25 protein-coding genes are annotated in these 22166 nt (G+C 36.1%); 18 read left to right on the plus strand and 7 right to left on the minus strand.

Going from position 1 to position 22166, the window contains the following annotated elements; translation table 11 throughout:
- Positions 1-477: 477 nt before the first annotated feature.
- The 4 genes from QZ136_RS09850 (at position 478) to QZ136_RS09865 (ending at position 4333) form a co-directional block, all read left to right on the plus strand.
- On the plus strand, positions 478-1227 hold the full coding sequence (locus tag QZ136_RS09850) for a bacteriorhodopsin (RefSeq protein ID WP_291402964.1): 750 nt from the start codon (positions 478-480) through the stop codon (positions 1225-1227).
- Positions 1228-1321: 94 nt separating this feature from the next.
- Positions 1322-2467 (plus strand): lycopene cyclase family protein, encoded by a 1146-nt coding sequence (locus QZ136_RS09855; RefSeq protein WP_291402965.1) that lies wholly within the window; start codon positions 1322-1324, stop codon positions 2465-2467.
- The gene (locus tag QZ136_RS09860) at positions 2448-3377 is read left to right on the plus strand and encodes a Brp/Blh family beta-carotene 15,15'-dioxygenase (protein ID WP_291402967.1); all 930 of its coding nucleotides are present in this window, start codon (positions 2448-2450) and stop codon (positions 3375-3377) included. The genes QZ136_RS09855 and QZ136_RS09860 overlap by 20 nt, the downstream gene beginning before the upstream one ends.
- 74 nt (positions 3378-3451) lie before the next feature.
- A complete protein-coding gene (locus tag QZ136_RS09865; protein ID WP_291402969.1) occupies positions 3452-4333 on the plus strand; it encodes a bestrophin family protein in 882 nt (293 codons plus the stop codon).
- A 50-nt stretch (positions 4334-4383) separates the two neighbouring features.
- On the opposite strand, the gene QZ136_RS09870 is transcribed toward QZ136_RS09865, so the two are convergent.
- On the minus strand, positions 4384-4779 hold the full coding sequence (locus QZ136_RS09870; protein WP_291402972.1) for a hypothetical protein: 396 nt from the start codon (positions 4777-4779) through the stop codon (positions 4384-4386).
- Between the two features lie 200 nt (positions 4780-4979).
- Here QZ136_RS09870 and QZ136_RS09875 point away from each other — a divergent pair, with 200 nt between their 5' ends.
- The 10 genes from QZ136_RS09875 to QZ136_RS09920 all read left to right on the plus strand — a co-directional run bounded on the left by QZ136_RS09875 (position 4980) and on the right by QZ136_RS09920 (position 14299).
- Positions 4980-5633 carry an SOS response-associated peptidase gene (locus QZ136_RS09875; RefSeq protein WP_291402974.1) on the plus strand — a complete coding sequence of 218 codons (654 nt, stop codon included), beginning with the start codon at positions 4980-4982 and terminating at the stop codon, positions 5631-5633.
- A 250-nt stretch (positions 5634-5883) separates the two neighbouring features.
- Positions 5884-6114: a hypothetical protein gene (locus QZ136_RS09880; RefSeq protein ID WP_291402976.1), complete on the plus strand. Its 231-nt coding sequence runs from the start codon at positions 5884-5886 to the stop codon at positions 6112-6114.
- A 35-nt stretch (positions 6115-6149) separates the two neighbouring features.
- On the plus strand, positions 6150-6419 hold the full coding sequence (locus tag QZ136_RS09885) for a hypothetical protein (RefSeq protein WP_291402978.1): 270 nt from the start codon (positions 6150-6152) through the stop codon (positions 6417-6419).
- Between the two features lie 2 nt (positions 6420-6421).
- Positions 6422-6832 carry a helix-turn-helix transcriptional regulator gene (locus QZ136_RS09890; RefSeq protein WP_291402979.1) on the plus strand — a complete coding sequence of 137 codons (411 nt, stop codon included), beginning with the start codon at positions 6422-6424 and terminating at the stop codon, positions 6830-6832.
- Complete coding sequence (locus tag QZ136_RS09895) at positions 6822-7277, plus strand: hypothetical protein (protein WP_291402981.1); 456 nt, start codon at positions 6822-6824, stop codon at positions 7275-7277. Before QZ136_RS09890 ends, QZ136_RS09895 begins: the two co-directional genes overlap by 11 nt.
- Before the next feature lie 167 nt (positions 7278-7444).
- Positions 7445-7948 carry a phosphoheptose isomerase gene (locus QZ136_RS09900; RefSeq protein ID WP_291402984.1) on the plus strand — a complete coding sequence of 168 codons (504 nt, stop codon included), beginning with the start codon at positions 7445-7447 and terminating at the stop codon, positions 7946-7948.
- 94 nt (positions 7949-8042) lie between these two features.
- The gene (locus QZ136_RS09905; protein WP_291402985.1) at positions 8043-8771 is read left to right on the plus strand and encodes an acyl-CoA desaturase; all 729 of its coding nucleotides are present in this window, start codon (positions 8043-8045) and stop codon (positions 8769-8771) included.
- Between the two features lie 137 nt (positions 8772-8908).
- A complete protein-coding gene (locus QZ136_RS09910) occupies positions 8909-10792 on the plus strand; it encodes a DNA topoisomerase IV subunit B (protein WP_291402987.1) in 1884 nt (627 codons plus the stop codon).
- 5 nt (positions 10793-10797) lie between these two features.
- Complete coding sequence (locus QZ136_RS09915; protein WP_291402989.1) at positions 10798-11286, plus strand: cytidine deaminase; 489 nt, start codon at positions 10798-10800, stop codon at positions 11284-11286.
- An 85-nt stretch (positions 11287-11371) separates the two neighbouring features.
- Positions 11372-14299, plus strand: a complete 2928-nt coding sequence (locus QZ136_RS09920) for a DNA gyrase/topoisomerase IV subunit A (RefSeq protein ID WP_291402992.1) — start codon at positions 11372-11374, stop codon at positions 14297-14299.
- A 229-nt stretch (positions 14300-14528) separates the two neighbouring features.
- Here QZ136_RS09920 and msrA read toward each other — a convergent pair whose 3' ends face one another.
- The 5 genes from msrA to QZ136_RS09945 all read right to left on the minus strand — a co-directional run bounded on the left by msrA (position 14529) and on the right by QZ136_RS09945 (position 18797).
- Positions 14529-15056 carry a peptide-methionine (S)-S-oxide reductase MsrA gene (msrA, locus tag QZ136_RS09925; protein WP_291402994.1) on the minus strand — a complete coding sequence of 176 codons (528 nt, stop codon included), beginning with the start codon at positions 15054-15056 and terminating at the stop codon, positions 14529-14531.
- 234 nt (positions 15057-15290) lie between these two features.
- Positions 15291-16349 carry a hypothetical protein gene (locus QZ136_RS09930; protein WP_291402995.1) on the minus strand — a complete coding sequence of 353 codons (1059 nt, stop codon included), beginning with the start codon at positions 16347-16349 and terminating at the stop codon, positions 15291-15293.
- A 52-nt stretch (positions 16350-16401) separates the two neighbouring features.
- Positions 16402-17286: a class I SAM-dependent methyltransferase gene (locus tag QZ136_RS09935; RefSeq protein ID WP_291402997.1), complete on the minus strand. Its 885-nt coding sequence runs from the start codon at positions 17284-17286 to the stop codon at positions 16402-16404.
- A 33-nt stretch (positions 17287-17319) separates the two neighbouring features.
- Positions 17320-18066, minus strand: coding sequence for an ATP-binding cassette domain-containing protein (locus QZ136_RS09940; protein ID WP_291402999.1), 747 nt, complete (start codon positions 18064-18066; stop codon positions 17320-17322).
- Positions 18063-18797: an ABC transporter permease gene (locus QZ136_RS09945; RefSeq protein ID WP_291403001.1), complete on the minus strand. Its 735-nt coding sequence runs from the start codon at positions 18795-18797 to the stop codon at positions 18063-18065. Before QZ136_RS09945 ends, QZ136_RS09940 begins: the two co-directional genes overlap by 4 nt.
- Positions 18798-18942: 145 nt before the next feature.
- Here QZ136_RS09945 and QZ136_RS09950 point away from each other — a divergent pair, with 145 nt between their 5' ends.
- From QZ136_RS09950 to QZ136_RS09965, 4 genes are all read left to right on the plus strand, one after another.
- Positions 18943-19644, plus strand: coding sequence for an SDR family oxidoreductase (locus QZ136_RS09950; protein ID WP_291403003.1), 702 nt, complete (start codon positions 18943-18945; stop codon positions 19642-19644).
- A 135-nt stretch (positions 19645-19779) separates the two neighbouring features.
- Entirely contained in the window at positions 19780-20358 is a 579-nt protein-coding gene (locus QZ136_RS09955; RefSeq protein WP_291403005.1) for a PspC domain-containing protein, read from the plus strand.
- The gene (locus tag QZ136_RS09960; protein ID WP_291403006.1) at positions 20355-21287 is read left to right on the plus strand and encodes a DUF5668 domain-containing protein; all 933 of its coding nucleotides are present in this window, start codon (positions 20355-20357) and stop codon (positions 21285-21287) included. The genes QZ136_RS09955 and QZ136_RS09960 overlap by 4 nt, the downstream gene beginning before the upstream one ends.
- A gap of 77 nt (positions 21288-21364) precedes the next feature.
- Positions 21365-21970: an RDD family protein gene (locus QZ136_RS09965; RefSeq protein WP_291403008.1), complete on the plus strand. Its 606-nt coding sequence runs from the start codon at positions 21365-21367 to the stop codon at positions 21968-21970.
- Between the two features lie 15 nt (positions 21971-21985).
- On the opposite strand, the gene QZ136_RS09970 is transcribed toward QZ136_RS09965, so the two are convergent.
- Positions 21986-22166, minus strand: a 181-nt coding sequence (locus QZ136_RS09970; RefSeq protein WP_291403010.1) for a hypothetical protein, incomplete at its 5' end; no start/stop codon positions are given.

A 22166-nucleotide genomic window follows, 5' to 3' on the forward strand; every position in this document is an offset into this window, starting at 1 on the left:
TTATCTCCTCACCAATCATCCCTTTCAAGCCTATCGAAGCGCTCTAGCCAAATGACCTAATCCTCCTTTTTTTCTTTCCTTTACAATAATCAGCATTTTTAATCCATTCCGCAATTCTTTTTCCCGTAATCTTCCTTATTTTAAAATGTCTAACAAATTAAACCCCTGTTTTTCAGAGATTTAATTGTCGATAAATTGTCAAAAAGATGTTGTAACACCTATTTTTATGTAACAGCTAAATTACAGCCTCTACGATACCTCAAATGCCTTTTTTGAAATTTTTTTAACTGTTTTTATAGAGAGATATACTCAGTTATTTTGCTGATTTTCAATAAATTAAGTAGTTATACTTGTTTCATATTGCAGATTTTTATGTTTAAGTTTAATTTACAATTACAAAGTGCTAGCAGTTGCACTTTAAAAAAACTGGGCGGAACTGAAAAGCCATATGAGTAGGATAAACCATAAACGTTTTATATGTCAACATTAATTTTAAGTGCAATGGCTTCTGATTCAGATGCTTTAGCAAAAATTACAAACGGTGACCCAATAGCTATAACCTTCTTCATTGGTTATATGGCTATGCTTGCATCTGCAGTTTTCTTCTTCGTAGAAAGAGGTTCAGTAGATCCAAAGTGGAGAATTTCTCTTTTAGTATCAGGTTTAATTACTGGTATTGCAGCAGTACACTACTACTACATGAGAGATTTTTATCTTGCAACAGGACAAAGCCCAACAGCTTTCCGCTATGTAGATTGGACACTTACTGTTCCTTTGATGTGTGTAGAGTTTTATTTATTAACTAAGCCATTTGGTGCTAAGACTGCAACTTTAACTAAGTTGATTCTTGCTTCATTATTAATGCTAGTTACTGGTTTTATTGGTGAAACTTCAGGTGTAGAAAATAATGTAATGTGGGGAGTAATTTCTACCTTAGGTTACTTATACATTGTTTATGAAGTGTTTGCTGGTGACGTAGCTAAATTGGCTAAAGACTCAAATAGCGAAGCTTTATCAAGAGCTATGTTCTTATTGAAAATCTTCATCACTTTAGGTTGGTCTATCTATCCAATTGGATACATGGTATTACCAGGAAACCTATTGTCAGGTATGTTTGAAGTAAGTTCAATCGACTTGTTCTATAACGTAGCTGATGCTATCAATAAAATTGGTTTCGGTTTAGTTATCTATTCTGTAGCAATTGCTGAAACAGCAAAAGCTAAATAAGCATAATCTATTCCTTAATAAATTGATATTTAATCAATAAAACAAAAGGTGTCCTTCATGGATGCCTTTTGTTTTTATTTCCTTTTTTAACATAATGATGGATGCCAATATTATTGTTGTAGGTGCTGGCTGCGCAGGCATGCAATTAATTAATGCCCTGCTCAAATTACCTGCCGAACAAACTGGTGATATCTTATTGATTGAAAGCAAACTAAATCAATCTCATAAATCTTGGTGCTTCTGGACTAGCAAGCCTTCAGAATATGATTTTTTAATCAGTAAATATTGGGAAGAACTGAAGTTTGCCTCATCTAAATCGGATTTAACTAAAAAAATTGCCCCCTTCCGTTATAATTACATCAATAGTGAGCAGTTTTTTGATTATCATCAGCAGCTTATCGCGAAATCCCCCCGTGTTAAAATTGTGTACGAAGAAGTTAGGCAGTTTAAATCCGATAATAATCTTAAACAAGTAATTACATCCCAAAATACTTATCAAGCCAAGCATGTGTATAGCAGCTTGCATGATTTTGAAGTCCTGAATTCAAAAAAGATATTACTTTGGCAGCATTTTAAGGGTTGGTTTATAAAGACTGATGCGCCTGTATTTAAGGCCAATCAGGCAACAATAATGGATTTCTCTGTCCCACAAGATGGTGCAGCTCATTTTATGTATGTTCTACCTTTCTCTGAAACGGAAGCATTAATTGAATTTACTTCTTTCTCAAAAGTTGACTCCTATACCGATCATACTTATAATTCCTACCTTGAAAAATATATCTCTGATAAAATCAATTGTCACTTTGAAATTATAAGAGAGGAAAAGGGTAAGATACCTATGACCGACTTTAATTTCCCAGCAATCAATGAACATGGTGTTATTCAGATTGGCTCTGCTGCAGGGGCCATTAAGCCAAGTACAGGTTATGCCTTTAAACGTATTTCTAGGCATACCGAATATTTAATTGAATGCTTTTTAAATGGCAATAAGGTTGTACAAAATATGCCTGGATTGGCGCGTTTCGATTTTTATGACACACTTTTACTTCAAATTATTCAGAAAAAGCCCGAAAAAGTAGCCAGAATAATGGATCAGCTCTTTTCTCGGAATTCTTTCAATGAAATTTTAACCTTCCTCGATGAAAAATCGAGTCTTTTGGATGAGATCTCACTTTTTAGTACTTTGCCCAAACGATTGTTTTTAAAACAAGTGCTACACTATGTTCAAGCTAAATTCTAAATATAGCCGCTTTAAATACTTGGTTTTTGCTTGTGCTCTTTTTTTAGTGCATTACTTTTTTCCGATTAATGAATCTATTCAACTCCTATTTTTTGGTTTGGGAGTCCTTTTTTTCGGTATCCCACACGGCTCTTTAGATCATTTTATTTATCACCATCACCGTAAGGAAGTAATGACTTTGAGATCAATAGCCCATTTTTTACTTTTCTACCTCGGCTTTGCTATTCTCTATTCCATTCTTTGGATCATCAGTGTAGAACTTTCAATTTTACTATTTATCCTAATTTCGGCATATCATTTTGGCGAAATGGATCTGAAAAGTATGGGCTTAAAAGCTAATTGGGGTTCTAAAATGCTATTTTCGGTCTACGGTCTCCTTTTTCTATTGAATTACCTCCTCTATCAATTCCCTCAAGTGGAGGCTATCTTGCTCGGTTTTCCCGGATTTGAAAATAGTCAGATAGAAAAATTGCGTTTATTTTATGGATATCAACAGGAATTTTTACTTGGCTCGATTCTCGTATTTGTCCCACTTTTAATCATTTACCTTATTCTAAACAAACAAATAGGATTCCCGCAAATGGAAGCTATTTTACAACTTGCACTGCTCATGGTGATTGTGTTTAATCTGCCGATTTTATTGGGCTTCGGACTCTATTTTAACATCTGGCATGCAGGGCTTTCGATGATAGAAATTAAGAAATTTTTGGGCTGGCAGGATAAATCTTATTGGTTTATCTATCGTAAATCATGGATCACTAATGGGGCTTCTTTTTTAATGATTGCTATCTTGTTTTTAGTGTTTAAGGGTAATTTAGAGCGACTCCTAGCTATTTTTTTCATGGCAATTGCTATTTTAACAGCTCCGCACATGAAAGTAATTTCTAGCTTTTTCTCAAAGGAACGCTAAATTAAAATTCATTAGGGAGATATTTCTAAAACAAACAATTTCCTGATTTCATATTCATTTCCTTATTTTGCAACATGATTGTTTATAATCCTAAAGATTGGTTTTACTCAACCTTTTATCTTCATCGCTCTGATACAGCAAGGAAATTATTTCCTTTAATGCTCGCTTTGGCTGCTTATTCTGGTGGAATAGCATATTATGAGCTTGAATATATCAAACTTTCGGATGTAGCTTGGGTAAAAAACATTACAATAGTCCATAATTTATTAGGCTTTGTGATGTCTATTTTACTTGTTTTTCGGACTAATACAGCTTATGATCGTTGGTGGGAAGCTCGCAAACTGTGGGGTACTTTAACTAATACAAGTCGCAGTTTAGCCATGAAAATGAATGCTTTCCTCGACAAAGATGATCTAGTAAATCGTAGTTTTTATAAAAAATCTATTCCTCTTTTTGCCGATACTTTATTTACTCATCTTCGCTCAAATAAAACACAATTTATGCTCGATTCAAATGAGCATCCTGAGTTTGAGGCGTTAGATGCAGAAAAACATGGTCCTAATCAAGTTGCTTCTTTAATCGTATCTCGCAGTGCCACACTGTATAAGGATGGAAAAATTAATGGAGATCAACTCTTGATTATAAATAATGAATTAAATGCTTTTACAGATGTTTGTGGTGCTTGTGAGCGTATAAAAAATACACCCATTCCGCTTTCTTACAGTTCCTTTATTAAGAAATTCATTTTTATCTATGTACTGACTCTTCCCATTGGCTTTGTTTTTTCTATGGGATACTTCGTCATCGCAGCAGTGCCCTTCATATTTTATGTGATGGCTTCGCTAGAACTTATTGCTGAGTCAATTGAGGATCCCTTCGGACTAGATCCAGATGATTTACCAATTGATAAAATTGGCGAAAATATAAGAAGACATGTTGCAGAAATTATTCATTGATATGAATTAATTATGCTTAAAACATGATTATTTAGCGATCTCTTAAAATCCTATTCCTTATTTTTTGTCGAACCCATTAAGAAATTATTGCAGGCATATTTGGCATCAATAAACTTTTTTTCTAACACCTTCATTTTTCTACGTAATTCCGATTGCTGCTTATCTACTTCAAATCCGATGTCGAGGTCGTCGAGCAGTTTGCCATCAATATTTATTTCCGACTCTTGGGCATCAATATACTCCAATAGCGAATCAAATTTTTCGGAAAGGTTATTTAAACTAACCTGGTAAGTATTTACTTTGTCAGCAATTCCAACCACCGAATTTCTTCTTATAACTTCATATAATTTTGATTCTAAGTGATTCATCTCAACGGAATAAAACTTTATGGATTCGCTCCAGTTTTCTAGTTCTTCAAAGTAGCGTTGTGCTATGGTTGTAGGCATATGTCATTTCAGGTATTATGTTTATTATAGGTGTTAGATTCTTTATTAATTGCAATAATTATCAAATTTATTGAGTCTGAGCCTCTTAAAATATGATTTAAGGCATGCTTTCTTATGACGATGGTCAATATTAAGGTGTTCTCATATTCGACAAATTCAATTTAGTAAATTTGTATTTTGCGTCTTTTTAATTCCTTTTTATGTGTGGTAGAGTTACTATTTCTGATCAAACGAGTATCGCTAAAGGCTTGCATTTAAAATTAGCCGATGATTTGAAAAGGCCTGGCAATATTAATGTTCCACCAAGTATGGAATTACCGGTTTTTACGGATGAGAAACCTTCAGATCTTCAATATTTTAGCTGGACGCTAATCCCTTTCTGGGCGAAGGAAAAACCTAAGTTTAGCACCTTTAATGCCCGCATAGAGAATCTGCATGAATCAGGTAGCTGGAAGCACTTAATTGGCAAAAAACATTGTGTAATTATTACAGATGGATTTTATGAGTGGAAAAAATTGGATGAGAAGGCTAAGAAAAAGCAGCCCTATCTCATCCGAATGAAAGACATGCGATTTACATTAATGGCCGGTTTATGGGATACCTGGGTGGATAATAAATCAGGCGAAATAATTCATAGCTGCACCATTATTACGCGTCCCGCCAATGAAGATATGAAAGATCTTCACGATCGAATGCCTTGTTTGCTCACGATCGAAAATGCTAACATCTGGGTGAATAGCGGTCTTTCATTAGCCGATCGCATGAAGGCTCTCGAAGCATTATCACCTAATTTATTAGAATTGAAGTCGATAGAAAAGGTTGGTGATGAGGAGGAGTACAAGGATTTGTTTTAGAATAAACTATAGCTATAATTTGTTAATTAATTAGATTTTTTGTATATTCAAACTATAGTATTCTTGATTTATTGAAATTTAGAGCTATTGTTCCTCTAAATTTATTCTTATTGATTTAATGCCAAATCCCCAATGGCGCATTTATTTTCAATTTAATTCTTGCTTAAATCATTGATCTAAATATTGTTTTTTATTATTCATCTAAATAATTCACTTATAAGTGAATTTATTTTATTCAATTAATTTATAAATGAATATATTTGTATTAGAGGTCTGGTATGATGAGGGGAGTATTTGTACATTTTATACGGTAAGGTATTTGGATAATGATCATGAAATCAACTCAGAAACTGATCAATTTTTCGATACTTACACATCTTCAGAGCATCAATATCAGATCAATGGGTATGAGCTATTCCGATTAATAACAGAATTATTGCAAATAAATATGGTGCAACAGATGATTTTTTCGATAGGGTAGAGAACAAGGCTCAAGCATTACCTCCTAAACCGAAAATGTATGTTGAAGAAATTAAAGAAATGGGTAGTAAATTCCCATTAAGATTATTTTGCTATCGAATTTCAGAACAAATTGTCGTTCTTTTTAATGGTGGTATTAAGAATGCATATTCTGCTCAAGATAGCAAAGGCCTTAGTATAAGGTTTTATGAGGCGCAAGCTTTTGTACGTAGAATTGAAGAAGCACTGCGTTCAGGTTGCTTAATCATAACAGATAATGAAAGGTATTTGAAAAATTTTGATAACGACGATCAAATTATACTCTAAATATGAAAAGTAAAACAGTAGAAAGACTGCTCAACAATACTCCTGAGGATGTAAAAATCTTTGTTGATTTATACGCCGACTTGGTGGTTCGTATCAATCAAATTTTAAGAGATAAAAAGTTATCGCAAAAGGAACTAGCCGAACGCTTAGATAAAAAACCTTCTGAAATTTCAAAATGGCTTAATGGCGATCATAATTTTACACTTCGTTCTTTAGCGAAATTACAAGCAGAATTAGGTGAAACATTATTGGAAGTCCCAAAACCCATTATAAATCCACCTTTTTCAGCTGCTTTTAGCTCTAGGCTAAAGTCTTTTGAGGCTTACACTAAAGAAGAAGAAACATCTGCACCTTCACGACTAATTAAATGGCAAAATGCTGAAATTTTAGAATTAGGAACAAATGTTGGATAAAAATTCATGCTTCGATCCTAGCCAAATTAGGCTTAAGGAATTTAAATTGCTAAAAGAACAAATTGAGATACCTCAAGATTTTGATAGCATCCAAGTTGAAGGATTTCATTTGGACAATGGACTTCAATTAGGGTTTAACCTAGAAGAACATTTGGTAAAAGCTGATTTTAAAGTTAAAATTAACACAAAAGGTCAGGGGCATAATCAGGATGAATCTTATGCTAACTTTCACCTAATATTTATTTTCCGTATAGATAACCTAGAAGACTTTGCCAAGCCTAACAAAAATAACTTGATTGAATTACATCCTGATCTAGCTAATGCACTTGCATCTATCACTTATTCAACATCAAGAGGAGTGCTCCTAACTAAATTACAAGGTACAGCCTTAGGGAATTTTATCTTACCAGTTATCAATCCAAATGATTTGATTTCTGATCAATAAGCAATTCCTCGGCATTTAATTACCGAATGAGCAAATTACCTTAAATTTATATAAAACTGCACTCACAAAAAGCAGATAGTAGCTTAACTTATTATTTCCTTCTCAACCTTAATAGCTTAGCAAAATTGAATTGCATTATTCAAGCAATACGTTTATAATTGTATTAAATGGATTTAACTCAAGCATCTCATCAAATTTTCCTTGAAGCAAAGGAAAGTTTAGAAAAAAATGGTTTTGCCATCGTTCAACAAGATTTAACTCGTCCTTGGGGTGGTTTTTTTGTGATTGATGAAAATCAAGCCCAACAATTTGCAAATACTTATTTTGATGGTATAGAAATCAACGACCTTAAAATATCTGGAAAATTGAGTCCCAAGTTTTTAATTGTTGCCCCTCAAAAACGCCTTTCTTGGCAATACCATCATCGTAGAGCCGAAATTTGGCAGGTAATTAAAGGCCAAGTGGGTGTGGTTAGAAGCCTAACTGATCAAGAAACTGAAATTGGTATGTATAATCCCGGCGACCGAATTGTTTTGCAAAAAGGTGAACGTCATAGATTAGTGGGTTTAAATGATTGGGGACTAGTTGCTGAGATTTGGCAACATACCGACGCCTCAAATCCATCCGATGAATCAGATATAGTTCGGCTGCAAGATGATTTTGGCCGTTAGACGCTGTATGTAGCATTTCGTTACAATAGGTCTGACCTAAAACAATAATAATTGCCTATTTTTACACGCTTTAAAAATCGAAGCATTTAAACCTATGATTATTTTAATTTTCTTTCTTTGCCACTGGTTTTTGTCACTGTTTTTTCAAACATTTTTCCTTCACCGTTACTCTTCTCATAAGATGTTCAAAATGAACCCTTTCTGGGAAAAGTTTTTCTACATGGCCACCTTTCTAGCACAAGGTTCTTCTTTTTTAAATCCTCGTGCCTATGCCATTATGCACCGCATGCATCATGCCTATAGCGATACTGAAAAGGATCCTCATTCACCTCATTTCTTCAAGGATGTGATTGGAATGATGATCCAAACCAAAAATATTTACCTCGATTACGTAAAGTTCAAAATTGAACCTGAACCAGCTTTTCGCGATAATTACCCAACATGGGCATTAATTGATCGTATCGGTGATCTTTGGATTACCCGTTCTTTATTCATTGTGGCTTACATCACTTTTTATGTTCAGTTTGCAGAGCATTGGTGGATGTTTTTATTGCTTCCTATTCATTTTTTAATGGGACCAATTCATGGTGCTGTGGTAAACTGGTGCGGGCACAAATACGGTTATTCAAACTATGACAATGATGATCATAGTAAAAATTCTCTGCCTTTAGATTTCTTGATGCTAGGCGAATTATTTCAAAATAATCACCACAAAAAACCAAACAATGTCAATTTTGCTTTAAAATGGTATGAATTTGATCCTTCCTACCCAGTGATTAAGTTATTACATCACTTGCGGATCATCAGACTTCGAAAAGTTTAAGTATATTGTGAAATGCTTTTAAATAAAGAGTCCTGGTATTTAATCAGGACTCTTTTTGTTTAAATGTGGAAATCTAAGCAGGCTTTTGCAGATCTAATTTTTAAATTTGCAATTGCTTTAATTGAAAAAATACAAGGATGGCTGAAATAGATTATAGTGATGATAGTATACGGTCGCTCGACTGGAAAGAACATATTCGGCTTCGTCCCGGAATGTACATCGGCAAGCTTGGCGATGGCTCGGCATACGATGATGGTATTTATGTTCTTTTAAAGGAAATTCTCGACAACTCCATTGATGAGTTTGTAATGGGTTCTGGCAAGACGATTGAAATTACCGTAAGTGATAAAAAGGTTTCTATTCGTGATTATGGCCGCGGAATTCCTCTTGGTAAAGTAATTGATTGTGTGTCCAAAATCAATACCGGAGGTAAATACGATTCAAAAGCCTTCCAAAAGTCGGTGGGCTTAAATGGTGTAGGTACAAAAGCTGTAAACGCGCTTTCGTCTAATTTTATGGTTCAATCTTACCGTGACGGGCGTACAAAGAAAGCCGAATTTGAGCAGGGTGTTCTCGTAAATGATATGCCTGAAATTGAAACTACACAGCGAAATGGTACTGCTGTGGTGTTTTATGCCGACGATACTATTTTTAGAAATTACCGCTATATCCCAGAGTTTGTAGAAAGCATGATCTGGAATTATGTATTTCTAAACTCGGGCTTGACAATCAATTTTAACGGGACTAAATTCTTCTCGGAAAGGGGATTGTACGATCTTCTTACCCGTAATACCGATACAGAAACATTGCGTTACCCTATCATTCACCTTATGGGTGAAGATATTGAAGTGGCCATGACTCATGGTCAGCAATATGGTGAAGAATATTATTCCTTCGTTAACGGACAGCATACCACGCAAGGGGGAACGCATCAGGCAGCATTTAGGGAAGCGGTGGTTAAAACTATTCGTGAATTTTATAAAAAGGAATTCGATGCTTCGGATGTTCGTGCATCTATTGTAGCTGCAATTTCAATACGCGTGCAGGAGCCAGTATTCGAATCCCAAACAAAAACGAAGCTAGGTTCGCAAAATGTTGGTCCCGATGGACCATCTGTTCGTACCTTCATCAATGATTTTGTTAAGAAGGAGCTGGATGATTATTTACACAAACATCCATCAGATGCAGACGCGCTTTTAAAGCGTATTCTTCAATCAGAGCGCGAACGTAAAGATATTGCCGGCATTAAGAAGCTAGCCAATGAACGTGCTAAAAAGGCTTCATTGCACAATAAAAAATTAAGAGACTGCAAAATTCATTTTGAGGATAGTCACGAACGTAAACAAGAAACAACTTTATTTATTACGGAGGGTGATTCAGCGAGTGGTTCTATCACTAAATCGCGCGATGTAATGACCCAAGCAGTTTTTAGTCTCAAGGGTAAGCCCCTAAATTGCTACGGTCTGACCAAAAAAGTAGTGTATGAAAATGAGGAGTTTAACTTATTACAACATGCGCTAAATATTGAAGACGGGCTAGACAACCTGCGTTATAATAATATTGTAATCGCTACGGATGCGGATGTGGATGGAATGCATATTCGCTTATTGCTGATGACATTTTTCCTTCAATTCTTTCCTGATTTGGTGAAAGCGGGACACGTTTCCATTCTTCAAACCCCACTTTTCAGGGTTCGAAATAAGAAGGAAACTATTTATTGCTATAGCGATGAAGAGCGTCAAAGAGCCATTATGAAATTGGGAAATAAGCCTGAAATAACCCGATTTAAGGGTTTGGGTGAGATTTCGCCGAGCGAATTTGAACTATTTATCGGTAAAGATATTCGATTAGACCCTGTTATTTTAACTAAAGAGCAGGGAATTAAGAACCTATTGGAATATTATATGGGTAAAAATACCCCCGACAGGCAGCAGCATATCATTAAAAATTTGCGTGTTGAGGTTGATTTTATTGGTGAAGAGCAGGCTAAACAAGAAATTGAGGCCGAATTGTTGACTTAGTGATTATGGAAAAAAAGACCATCTCAATAGCTTTTGATGAATATTCTTCTTTAGAGGAATTAAATAGTCAAGATAAAAATCTCTGCATTGAAGCTGAGAAAGCAATGGAAAACTCGCACTCACCTTATTCAGGTTTTCGTGTGGGTGTTGCTGTGCAGCTAGAAAGTGGTCGTATTGTTTATGGAAGTAATCAAGAAAATGTGGCTTATCCCTCAGGATTATGTGCTGAGCGTGTAGCTCTATTTATGATAGGTACTACTTATCCCGATGATAAAATTTTGAGTATGGCCATCACCGCTCAAACCGACCATTTTTTAATTAAGGAGCCAGTAACATCCTGTGGTGCTTGTCTTCAAGTGATGGCAGAATATGAAAAAAAGCAGTCGCAGCCCATAAATGTGATGTTTTACTGCTTAAATGGTGCTATTATCCGCACTAGCGGAATAAAAAGTCTGCTGCCCTTTGCTTTTGAAGAAACAAGATTGAAAAAATAGCAGGCAAAAAATGAATAAATTGAGCTAAAATCTAATGTTTTAGCCTCAAAATAAATGATAATTTGATAGAAGATCATTAATAAGGATGAGTGAAGAAATAGAAAATACAGAAGGCGAAAATATCAATAAGGAAGGCTTACACAATGTGGTATCACTTTCTGGTTTGTATGAAAACTGGTTTTTAGATTATGCATCTTATGTAATTCTTGATCGTGCGGTGCCTCATATTCATGATGGACTAAAGCCCGTGCAACGTCGTATTTTACATTCTCTGAAGGAGATGGATGATGGACGTTTTAATAAGGCGGCCAATGTGATTGGAAATACCATGAAGTATCATCCACATGGTGATGCGTCTATTGGGGATGCCATGGTGCAAATCGGTCAGAAAAACTTATTAATCGATACTCAAGGTAACTGGGGTGATCCAATTACTGGTGATTCGGCTGCTGCTCCTCGTTATATTGAAGCTAGATTATCGAAATTTGCGCTAGATGTGGTCTTTAATCCCGATACTACCGAGTGGCAAAGTAGCTATGACGGCAGGAATAAGGAACCTGTTACTTTACCTGTAAAATTCCCTCTTTTGCTCGCTCAGGGCGCCGATGGTATTGCGGTTGGCTTGGCTACCAAAATCATGCCTCATAACTTTAACGAGCTAATAGATGGCTCTATTGAAGTTTTGAAGGGCAATCGTCCTGATTTGCTACCCGATTTTTTGATGGGTGGAATGGCCGATTTCAGTAATTATAATGAAGGTATGCGTGGAGGTAAAATCCGCGTACGCGCAAAAATTGTAGAGCGCGATAAAAAGACCCTCGCAATTACTGAGATTCCTTTTACTACCACTACCGGTGGATTAATTGATTCTGTGATTTCTGCCAATGAAAAAGGCAAAATTAAAATCAAGAAAATTGAAGATAATACAGCTAAAAATGTAGAAATTATCATTCACCTTGCGCCAGGAATATCTCCCGACGTAACCATTGATGCACTTTATGCATTTACGGATTGCGAGGTATCGATATCTCCCAATACCTGTATAATTAAAGGTGATAAGCCTTATTTTATGAGTGTGAATGATATTCTCATTGAAAGCACACATCATACAAAAGGCTTACTCAAACAAGAGCTTGAAATTAGATTAGCAGAGCTTAAGGAAAAAATATTTTTTAGCTCCTTACTGAAGATCTTTATTCAGGAAGGTATGTACAAGAATGCCGAATATGAGAGCTCTGGAAATTTTGAAACAGTAGTAGAGGTTTTAAATAAATTGTTTGAACCTTTCTTCCCGCAATTTTATCGCGAAATACTTCCTGAAGATTATAAAAAGCTGATTGATAAGCCAATGAGTAGCATTACTCGCTTCGACCTTAAAAAATCAGATGAACAATTATTAGCGCTAGAAGCTGAAATCAAAGAAGTAAACAAGCATTTGAAGCATCTCACGGATTATGCTATTGCATGGTTTGAGAAGCTGAAAGCGAAATATGGTGCCGGCCGTGAGCGTAAAACTGAAATTAGGGCATTTGATAAAGTAGAAGCTGCAAAAGTTGCCTTAGCCAATGTGAAACTTTACATGAACCGTGAAGATGGATTTATTGGTACAGGCTTGCGTAAAGATGAATTTGTATGCGATTGCTCAGATTTGGATGAAATAATCGTCTTTAAGGAAGATGGGAAGTTCAACGTTTCGAAAGTGGCCGAAAAAACCTTTGTAGGCAAGGGTATTTTACACGCTCAGGTATTTAAAAAGAATGATGAGCGGACCGTCTATAACATGATTTATAGGGATGGCGAAAGTGGTATTTCCTATATTAAGCGTTTTTCTGTTTTAGGTGTGACTCGTGAAAAGGAATACGATTTAACTAAAGGCTCTAAAGGATCGAAATGCTTATACTTTACTGCCAATCCTAATGGGGAAGCCGAACTAATTAATGTTCAGTTAAAGCCTCACTCCAAACTTAAAAAGCTGCAATTTGATATTGATTTTGCCGACCATGTGATTAAAGGCAGAAGCTCAATGGGGAATATTGTAACCAAATATCCGGTAAAAAAGGTGCTTTTAAAGAGTAAGGGTGTTTCTACCTTATCGGGAAGGAAAATTTGGTTTGATGAGACTTTAAAGCGTCTGAATGTAGATAGTAGAGGTAAATATTTGGGTGAGTTTGATGGTGAGGATAGAATCTTAACAGTAAATCAGCAGGGTATTTACGAGCTTAGTAGCTTCGAATTGAGTAATCACTTTGATGATCATTTAACTATAATCGAAAAATACAATCCCGAGAAAGTGTTTTCTGTGATTTATTTGGATGGCAAAGCTAAAACTCATTATTTAAAACGTTTTGTATTTGATAATACAGCCATTGGCAAAAAGACTTGCATAATAAGTGAAGAGGCAGGTTCCAAATTATTCTTTATTTCAGGACATGTAAAGCCAAAGATTAAGCTTGAAGTGCTCAAGGGAAAAACCAAAATTGCAGAAGTCTCTGAGATTGAATTAGCAGAGGCCATTGAAGTGAAGGGCATGAAAGCCATGGGCAACAGATTGAGTCCGCATGAGGTAAAGAACATTGAAATTCTTCAATCTCCTGTAGAAGAGGAGGAAGATGAAATTATTATAGATCAAAATGATTCTAGTGATGGCGATTCGAATGAATCTGGATTGGATGAAGCTAGGCCTGTTTCAAAACTTGCTCGCGATTTGGAAGATTCGGAAAATGATTCTGATTCTGAGCAGAAGTTAAGCGAAGATAGCACATTAGAAAGCCCTAGTAAAGACTTAAAAAAGAAGCCCAATATAATACCAGAAGTGCAAATCGATAGCTCTAAGGAGCCAGAAAGTGCCTCAGATGCCAAATCGGATGAAAAGGATATAATCCCAGAAGCTATAACTGAAGTCCACATTGAAAGCGCTAAAGAGCCTGAAAAACCGGTAAAAAAAGTTGATTTTGAGATAACAAATCCGGATGATTTAGATATCGATGATCAAGGCCAGTTAGGTTTATTTTAAGCAACACGTAGGGGCAGGTCGCGACCTGCCCTCTCATGCAATAATTGGATTTTAAAAAGAACAGGTCGCGACTTGTCCTTTTCCATAATAATTGGATTTAAATAAGGACAGGTCGCGACCTGTCCCTACCAACAAATCAATTAGATTTTTTTCTAGATGGACCTTAATTTTTTTAATTTGAACCATTAAGAAATTAAGAAAAATTAAGCCCCTTGTTTTGAATAAAAATTTATTTCAGTTTATCCCAAAAATCCTTAGTGAATTTGGCAAGCTTAGGTTGAATAACATATGCGCAATAGCCTTTATCAGGATTATTGTTAAAATAATTCTGATGATAATCTTCCGCTTCGTAGAATTTTGAAATCGGACTCACCTCAGTAACGATTGTTCTATCAAATACCATTTCCTTATCAAGCTGGTCAATCATGTTTTCTGCAGCAATTTTCTGCTCTTGATTTTCATAAAACACAACTGAGCGGTATTGCGTACCAACATCATTACCTTGTCTGTTGAGTGTTGTTGGGTCATGTGTTTTAAAGAAAACTAATAAAAGGTCTTCAAAAGCAATCTGTTCCGGATCATAATCGATGCGGATTATCTCGGCATGCCCAGTATCACCACCACAAATATCATCGTAGCTAGGGTTTTCTTTATGGCCGCCCATATAACCCGAAACTACCTTCGAAACTCCTTTTAGGTTCTGAAAAACCGCTTCTGTACACCAAAAACAGCCTCCTCCGAATGTTGCTTGTTCCATGTTTTAGTAGTTAGTAGTTAGTAGTTAGTAATTAGTACTAAGTGGTGTCCTGTGGTCGGTCCTGCGGTCGGTGTTGTCACCGTACCGCCCGTACTGCTATAACCACTTTTTACATTTATTGATACTGTATATAACTCGGTTGAGGTTTCAGTTTCATTAGTTCCTCTGGTGTCATTAACCCTGCGGTCGGTGTTGTCACCGTACCGCCTCTGCTGTCATAACCACTTTTTACATTTATTGATACTGTATATAACTCGGTATTGGTTTTAGTTTCATTAGTTCCTCTGGTGTCATTAACCTGTTTGGAGCCTTCTTTAAATCGTTTTTATAAAACAGCTTAAAGCCGGCAAATTGTACAGGCTCTGAATAAATGAAATGACGATGTGTTCCCTTTTTAAGCTCAGGCTCACCCCATCCATCCATGTGCATAACTACTTGCACTTCAGGTCTTAATTTGATTTTTTGATAGTTTGTTACCATTTTTTTGGTGAAACGGTGAATCACAAAAATCTTGGGAGGTAAATTATTTGCCTTAACTAATTTTGCTAGGTAATCTGACACATAATTTATCTCGGATGCATCATAAGTTCCAATTTTCCTACCTGGCAATACTCCGCCTTTCATCGAAAATTCGGGGTCGATACCCAAATGTACATTAGGCATTTTAAGATATTTTTCAAGTCGTGGAAGCTCATCTTGTATGGTACTTAATGCCACCTGAATATCTAAAAAAACGATCATGTCTTTCTTCATTCTTGAAATAGTTAATACCGAGTCGATATGCTTATCGGGCATTCTATTTCTATATTTTCCATCTTTACCGGGATCACCTGCAGCTACAACAGCAATATAATGTAATGCTGGCTGGACTGGAGTTTTAGGGTCAACTTTTTCCCATTTACGAACCTCTGCATACAACATATTTAGCATCTCTTTAGGAGCATACTCGCCTAAAGCACCCATTTTTTTTGAGTATAGATTGCCATAATAGGTAACTACTCTTTTATAAGGTAAAATTGCTCCTGGTAGGGGGTAAGGCTGATTTTTTACAGGCCATTTACCAGTGGTATCTCCATTGGCGAGTTCCTTGATTTTTTGATTATAAAGTGCTGTATCAATGGGCTCTAGCTTTGGTGAAGCATCTTCCTCAGCTTCAGAATCTTTTGAAATAGCTTCTCCAGTTTTCACTCCTGATTTATTTTCAGTCTTACTGTTTGATTCAGAACAGTTGGTGAAAATGCTTGAAAAAGCAAGAATTGCGATACTTTTTATTAAAAAATTGGTCTTTATCATTCGATTTATTATTTGTCTTCAGCTTTTTAGATGTGTTTATTATTTATATCTTTCAAATGGTTTTACAGAATTTGCCAAATACACCTAGTGGTAATTTGCAACCTGAACTTGCTTGTAGGTATAGTTCCCCACTCTCAAGGTTCTGCACTTCCGGAAAGGAGGAACGTATTAAATTCTCAACTATAACGGATGAAAAACCAAGTGAGTATGTGTTCAAGATAAGAAAATGTTCGTCATCATCAAGTAGTTTTACCACGTCGTCCATCATTTCTTTGATATTATCTTCGAGCTTCCATTTTTCTCCATTGGGCCCGTGACCATATGCTGGTGGATCGAGGATAATTCCATTGTACTTACGCCCTCTTTTTACTTCGCGCTTCACAAATTTCAAAGCGTCTTCAACGGTCCAGCGTATATTTTCCAATCCAGAAAGTGTTTGGTTTTCATTTGCCCAACTTACCACCTGTTTTATCGAATCAACATGTGTTGTTTCTGCACCAGCAGCACATGCAGCCAAAGATGCACCTCCTGTGTAGGCAAATAGGTTTAGTACTTTTGGCTGTTTTGTTTTAAATTTTTTAATACAATTGATGCTATAATCCCAGTTTACTGCCTGCTCCGGAAAAATTCCTAAATGCTTGAATGAGGTTAATGCTAACCTGAATTTTAGTTCAATATCTCCGCTTTTATAGCTGATATGCCATCTATCTGGAGTTTTTTGATCTTTTTTAACCCACTCGCCCGAAGTTGCCGATCTTCCCTTAAATCGGATATGATGTAATTTAGTCCACTCGCTTTCTGGAAGTCCCTTGCCCCAAACAGCTTGAGGCTCTGGTCTTATCAGAATGATATTTCCAAATCGTTCTAATTTCTCAAAATCACCGCAGTCTATCAGTTCGTAATCTTTCCAGTGTTGAGGGGTTAACAGTTGAATCATTTATTGTTTTTTGAATGGATTTAATCCGATAATTTATTTTTTAAGTGATTGCATGAATTTACTGGCAAATACAAATTCATTTAGTTCTGTATTGTTGGATTCTGTAATTTCTTTGTTCGAACCTTCCCACCATTTTTTGCCTTGGTGTAAGAAAATAATGTTCTCACCAATGCCCATCACAGAATTCATATCATGGGTTACTACCACCGTGGTGGTTTTAAACTCTTCAGTAATTTCTTGAATAAGCTCATCAATTACGATAGAAGTTTTAGGATCAAGACCCGAATTAGGCTCATCTACAAATAGATATTTGGGATTCATGGCAATGGCACGAGCAATCCCCACCCTTTTTTTCATCCCACCGGAAAGCTCAGAAGGGAAAAGTTTATTTTTCCCAGCCAGATTTACTCGCTCCAAACAAAAATTAGCGCGTTCTAGCTTCTCTTTTCTATTTTGATTGGTGAACATGTTGATGGGAAACATGATATTATCCTCCACATTCATCGAGTCAAAAAGTGCTGATCCTTGAAAAAGCATGCCTATTTCGGTACGAATTTCAATTCTCGATTGGAAGTTCATAGTCGTAAAATCTCTCCCATCATAAATTACAGAACCCTTATCTGGTTCATGTAATCCAACCATGCACTTCAATAAGGTGGTCTTCCCTGAACCCGAACCTCCAATAATAAGATTGCACATGCCTTCCTTAAATTCGGCTGAAATGCCCTGTAAAACATGGTTTTCGCCAAAGGTTTTATGTATATTCTTAACCTCTATCATAGTAATAATTGTGCGACTAAATAATCGGTAAATAGTATAGCAATACAACTAATTACTACTGCTTTAGTACTTGATCTTCCCACTTCTAATGCTCCTCCATTGGTGTAAAATCCTTGATAGGCCGAGACGGAAGTGATGATAAATGCAAAAACAACAGATTTTACCATGGATACTGTAAAAGTGAATGGAATAAAATCAGTAGTAATGCCCACAATAAAGTCTTGCGCACTTACCGCTCCTGAGGCCGATCCGGCAATGTATCCGCCCAAAATTGTTAATCCAATAGAGATTATAACTAATAGGGGTATCATTGTTACCGCTCCAATAATTTTGGGGAGTATAAGGTAACCGGGACTGTTTATTCCCATAATTTCGAGTGCATCAATTTGCTCGGTAACACGCATAGTGCCTATTTGTGAAGCAACACTTGAACCCACTTTTCCGGCTAATACTATGGCTGAGATTGTGGGACTTAGCTCTAAAATTGCTGAATCTCGAACAATCATACCAATAACCGACTTCGGAATAAAATCGCTAACTAGCTGAAAGGCAGTCTGAACCGTGGTTACAGCACCCAAAAACAAGGAAATGATGGCAATAATTCCTAAAGAGCCAACACCAATAGATACCATTTCATGGAATATTTCCCTACGATAGATATTCCATTTTTCGGGTCTACGGAACACAGCTTTTAACAATAAAATATATTTACCTAAGGGGTGAAATATCATCTGAAAACGCTTTTTTTACTGATTATTGAATGTAAATATAAAATTATCGTCTCTTTTAAGACGAATTTATTATGCAAAGGTAATCAATTGAAATTATGCCTTAAATTAAATAGGTAGGCACAATTCATTTTCTTAATTTTATCTTATGAATGCAATTGTAACAGGAGCAACAAAGGGTATCGGAAAGGCTATTGTGGAGCATCTCGCTGCAAATAATTATAACGTGGCTTTTTGTGCTAGAAATCAAGGGGAAATCGATAAATTCCTTGTTGAACTCAAACAATCTTATCCCAATTTGAGTTTTTATGGGATAAAAGCCGACATGGAAAATATGTCAGACTTAAAGGATTTCGCAACTCTCTCGCTTAAAAATCTTGGTTCTGTTGATGTATTAGTTAATAATGCTGGTCTTTATATTCCATCTAATCTTTTTGAAGAGGGGGAAGATGACTTAGAAAGACAATTGAAAGTTAATGTGCAAGCACCTCATTATTTGAGTAAGTTTTTTGCTCAATCTATGAAAGGTCAGTCGTCTGGATATATCTTTAATATTTGCTCAATCGCTAGTCTTAAGCCTGTACCCAGTGCATCTTCTTATAGCATTAGTAAAGCTGCATTATTAAGTCTTACACGGGCATTGAGAGTTTCATTGATGTCTTTCGGAATAAAGGTTACCGCTATTATACCGGGTGCTACATTGACTGATTCTTGGGCTGGAACCACTTTGCCAGCTGAGCGATTTGTTTCTGCTGATGATGTTGCAGCGAGTGTAATTGCTTGTTTACAAATGAGTGCAGGTGCTAATGTAGATGACCTAATCATCAGGCCTCAGCAAGGTGAGATTTAATTAAATTTTTACCGATAAATTAAGGGCTTTTACCGAGAACATCACACGATTTACCTATTTGCTATTGAGTGTTTAAAGGTTCAGGCTTAGTTTTGAATCATTATTTAAAAGTATTTAGAAAAATTAATTAAAAACATGGAAAAAAAACTTCAACGCAATGAACAGGATCAAAGGATCGCTGGTGTTTGCTCTGGAATAGCAGATTTTTTTGATATTGATGTAACCTGGGTTAGGATTGCTTTTGTTGTCGCGCTAGTTGCCGGTCCAGGTATTCTGGCTTACCTAATTCTTTGGATTGCTGTACCCAAAAAGCCCTATACCCCTGATTTTGGTCAGTTTAATGCCGGGACTACGGTGAATGGCATGTCTGGGAATACTTCTCAGGGATTTGATAATCTTAAGAAAAAGGATAGAGGTAATTTCCGACTAATTGCAGGTGTTATATTTATATTTTTTGGGCTAATTTTCCTTATGGATGAGTTGGATTTAATCCCCTATTGGATGGATTTCGAAAATTTATGGCCGCTAATACTCGTTGGTATGGGACTTTATATTCTCTCGGCAGGTGTTAATAAAGATAAAAATAAAGTTGATGTGGTTGAGCCTGAAGTGAGCAAAACAGATGAGCCTGAAAATGAGTCGACTGCGACTGATACCAATAACAATGAGCAAATTAACCCAAATACTGACGATACAACAGAAAAACCATTATGAAAACAGGTAAAATAGTTTGGGGCATGTTCCTCATTTTTTTAGGCTTGGTTTTCCTTTTGGATAACCTGGATATTATAAACTTTTATTGGGGATCAGTTTGGCGCTTTTGGCCTGTCGTATTTATTCTGATTGGTGTGAATTTGCTAATTAGTAGGTTGGAAAATAAAAAGCTAGTCGCCCCCCTTGTTGCAATAATTACTTTTTTAGTGCTCGGAGTAGTTGGATATAAAGGTTTACAACCAAGTGAAAGTAGCTGGATTATCATCAATAATGACGATAACGACAATGATACCCTAGCTTATAATAAAGCTTATTTTATTGAGCCTTATCAGGGTTCTGAGAGGGTTGAATTAAATCTTTTTGGTGCAGCGGCTAGTTTTAGGTTGGCTGATAGTACAACAAATCTTTTTGAGGCAGATGTAAATCAACGATTTGGGAAGTACACGCTTAAAAAAAGCAAGTCTGATTCGCTCGAAGTATTGAATTTCAAAATGAGGGATGGTAAACAGAATATTCATCTGGATGATTGGGATGATAATAAATCTACTATCCGCTTGAATTTGGTACCCATTTGGGATATTAATTTGGAAATGGGCGCTGGTGAGGGGATATTTGATTTAACTCCTTACAAAGTAAATTCACTAAAATTTGAGGGCGGAGCAGCCTCTCTCCAAGCAAAACTTGGGAATCGTTTACCATTAACCAATGTATCAGTAGAAGCTGGTGCAGCAAGCATTAGAATTGAGGTCCCGACTGACTCCGGCTGCCGCATTGAACTGAGAGATGTGGTGATCTCATCTAATAATTTTACCGACTTCATTAAAAAGTCTGATGGCTCTTATGAAACAAGTAATTATAGCACTGCAAAGAATAAGATTAATATTAATTTTGAAGGAGCAATATCTTCCTTTGAGGTCATAAGATATTAAATATTTTGTGCTTATTTTAGCGAATGCATCCTACACAAATTTATTTTGAAAGGATGCATTTGCTTTTATTATGTTAAATGAAAAGATATATTGTAGTCATTAATGGAAAGCCTAGTGCCCCTTATGTTCTGGAGGATTTAAAAACTCTGAATATAAAAGCAGGCACCTTTGTTAAAACAGAGGAAATGGACGACTATAAAGAAGTACATGAAATTCCTGAATTATGCAATTACCTCGGATTAAAGCATCAAAAAACATTGCCTCAGTACTTCGCGGGACTTGACGTGCGACTTCTAGCTGTAATTATTGACTATTTCATTATTTTCGCAATTTATTGCGTTATTGCGCTTATTATCGTTCTGTTTCTTGAGGAAAGAGAATTGAAAATCAAAGTTTCACTTGCTGGTTTAGCAATAATTCCAATTGTGAAATTGGTTTATAGCATTATTATGGAAGCTTCAGCTAGGCAAGGCACTTGGGGTAAGGTTTTGATGGGATTGAGAATTTGCGACGAGCAGGGCAATCCAATAAGCTTTGCACGCGCTTTGGCAAGAAACCTAAGTAAGATCATAAGTACTGGCACACTCGGTTTAGGATATCTTATGGGTTTCTTCAACAAAAAGCAGCAATGTTTACACGATCTAATTGCTGGAACACTGGTGGTGAAGGATAGGTTGATTTGAATCGGGGAGGAGTTGTCAGTTGTCAGTTAGCAGTTGACCGTTGTCAGTTAGCAGGCAGACGACATCTGAATTAGTACATAGTATTTGGATATTAGCTATTATTTTTTTACTTGTCTTTACTCTTTGTTCCTTGCTCTTTATTCCTTGCTCCTTAATCCTTTTTCTAATCTCCGCAATCATGAAAATCAAATAAATC

The organism is Daejeonella sp. (genome assembly GCF_017495225.1).
Classification (GTDB): domain Bacteria; phylum Bacteroidota; class Bacteroidia; order Sphingobacteriales; family Sphingobacteriaceae; genus Daejeonella.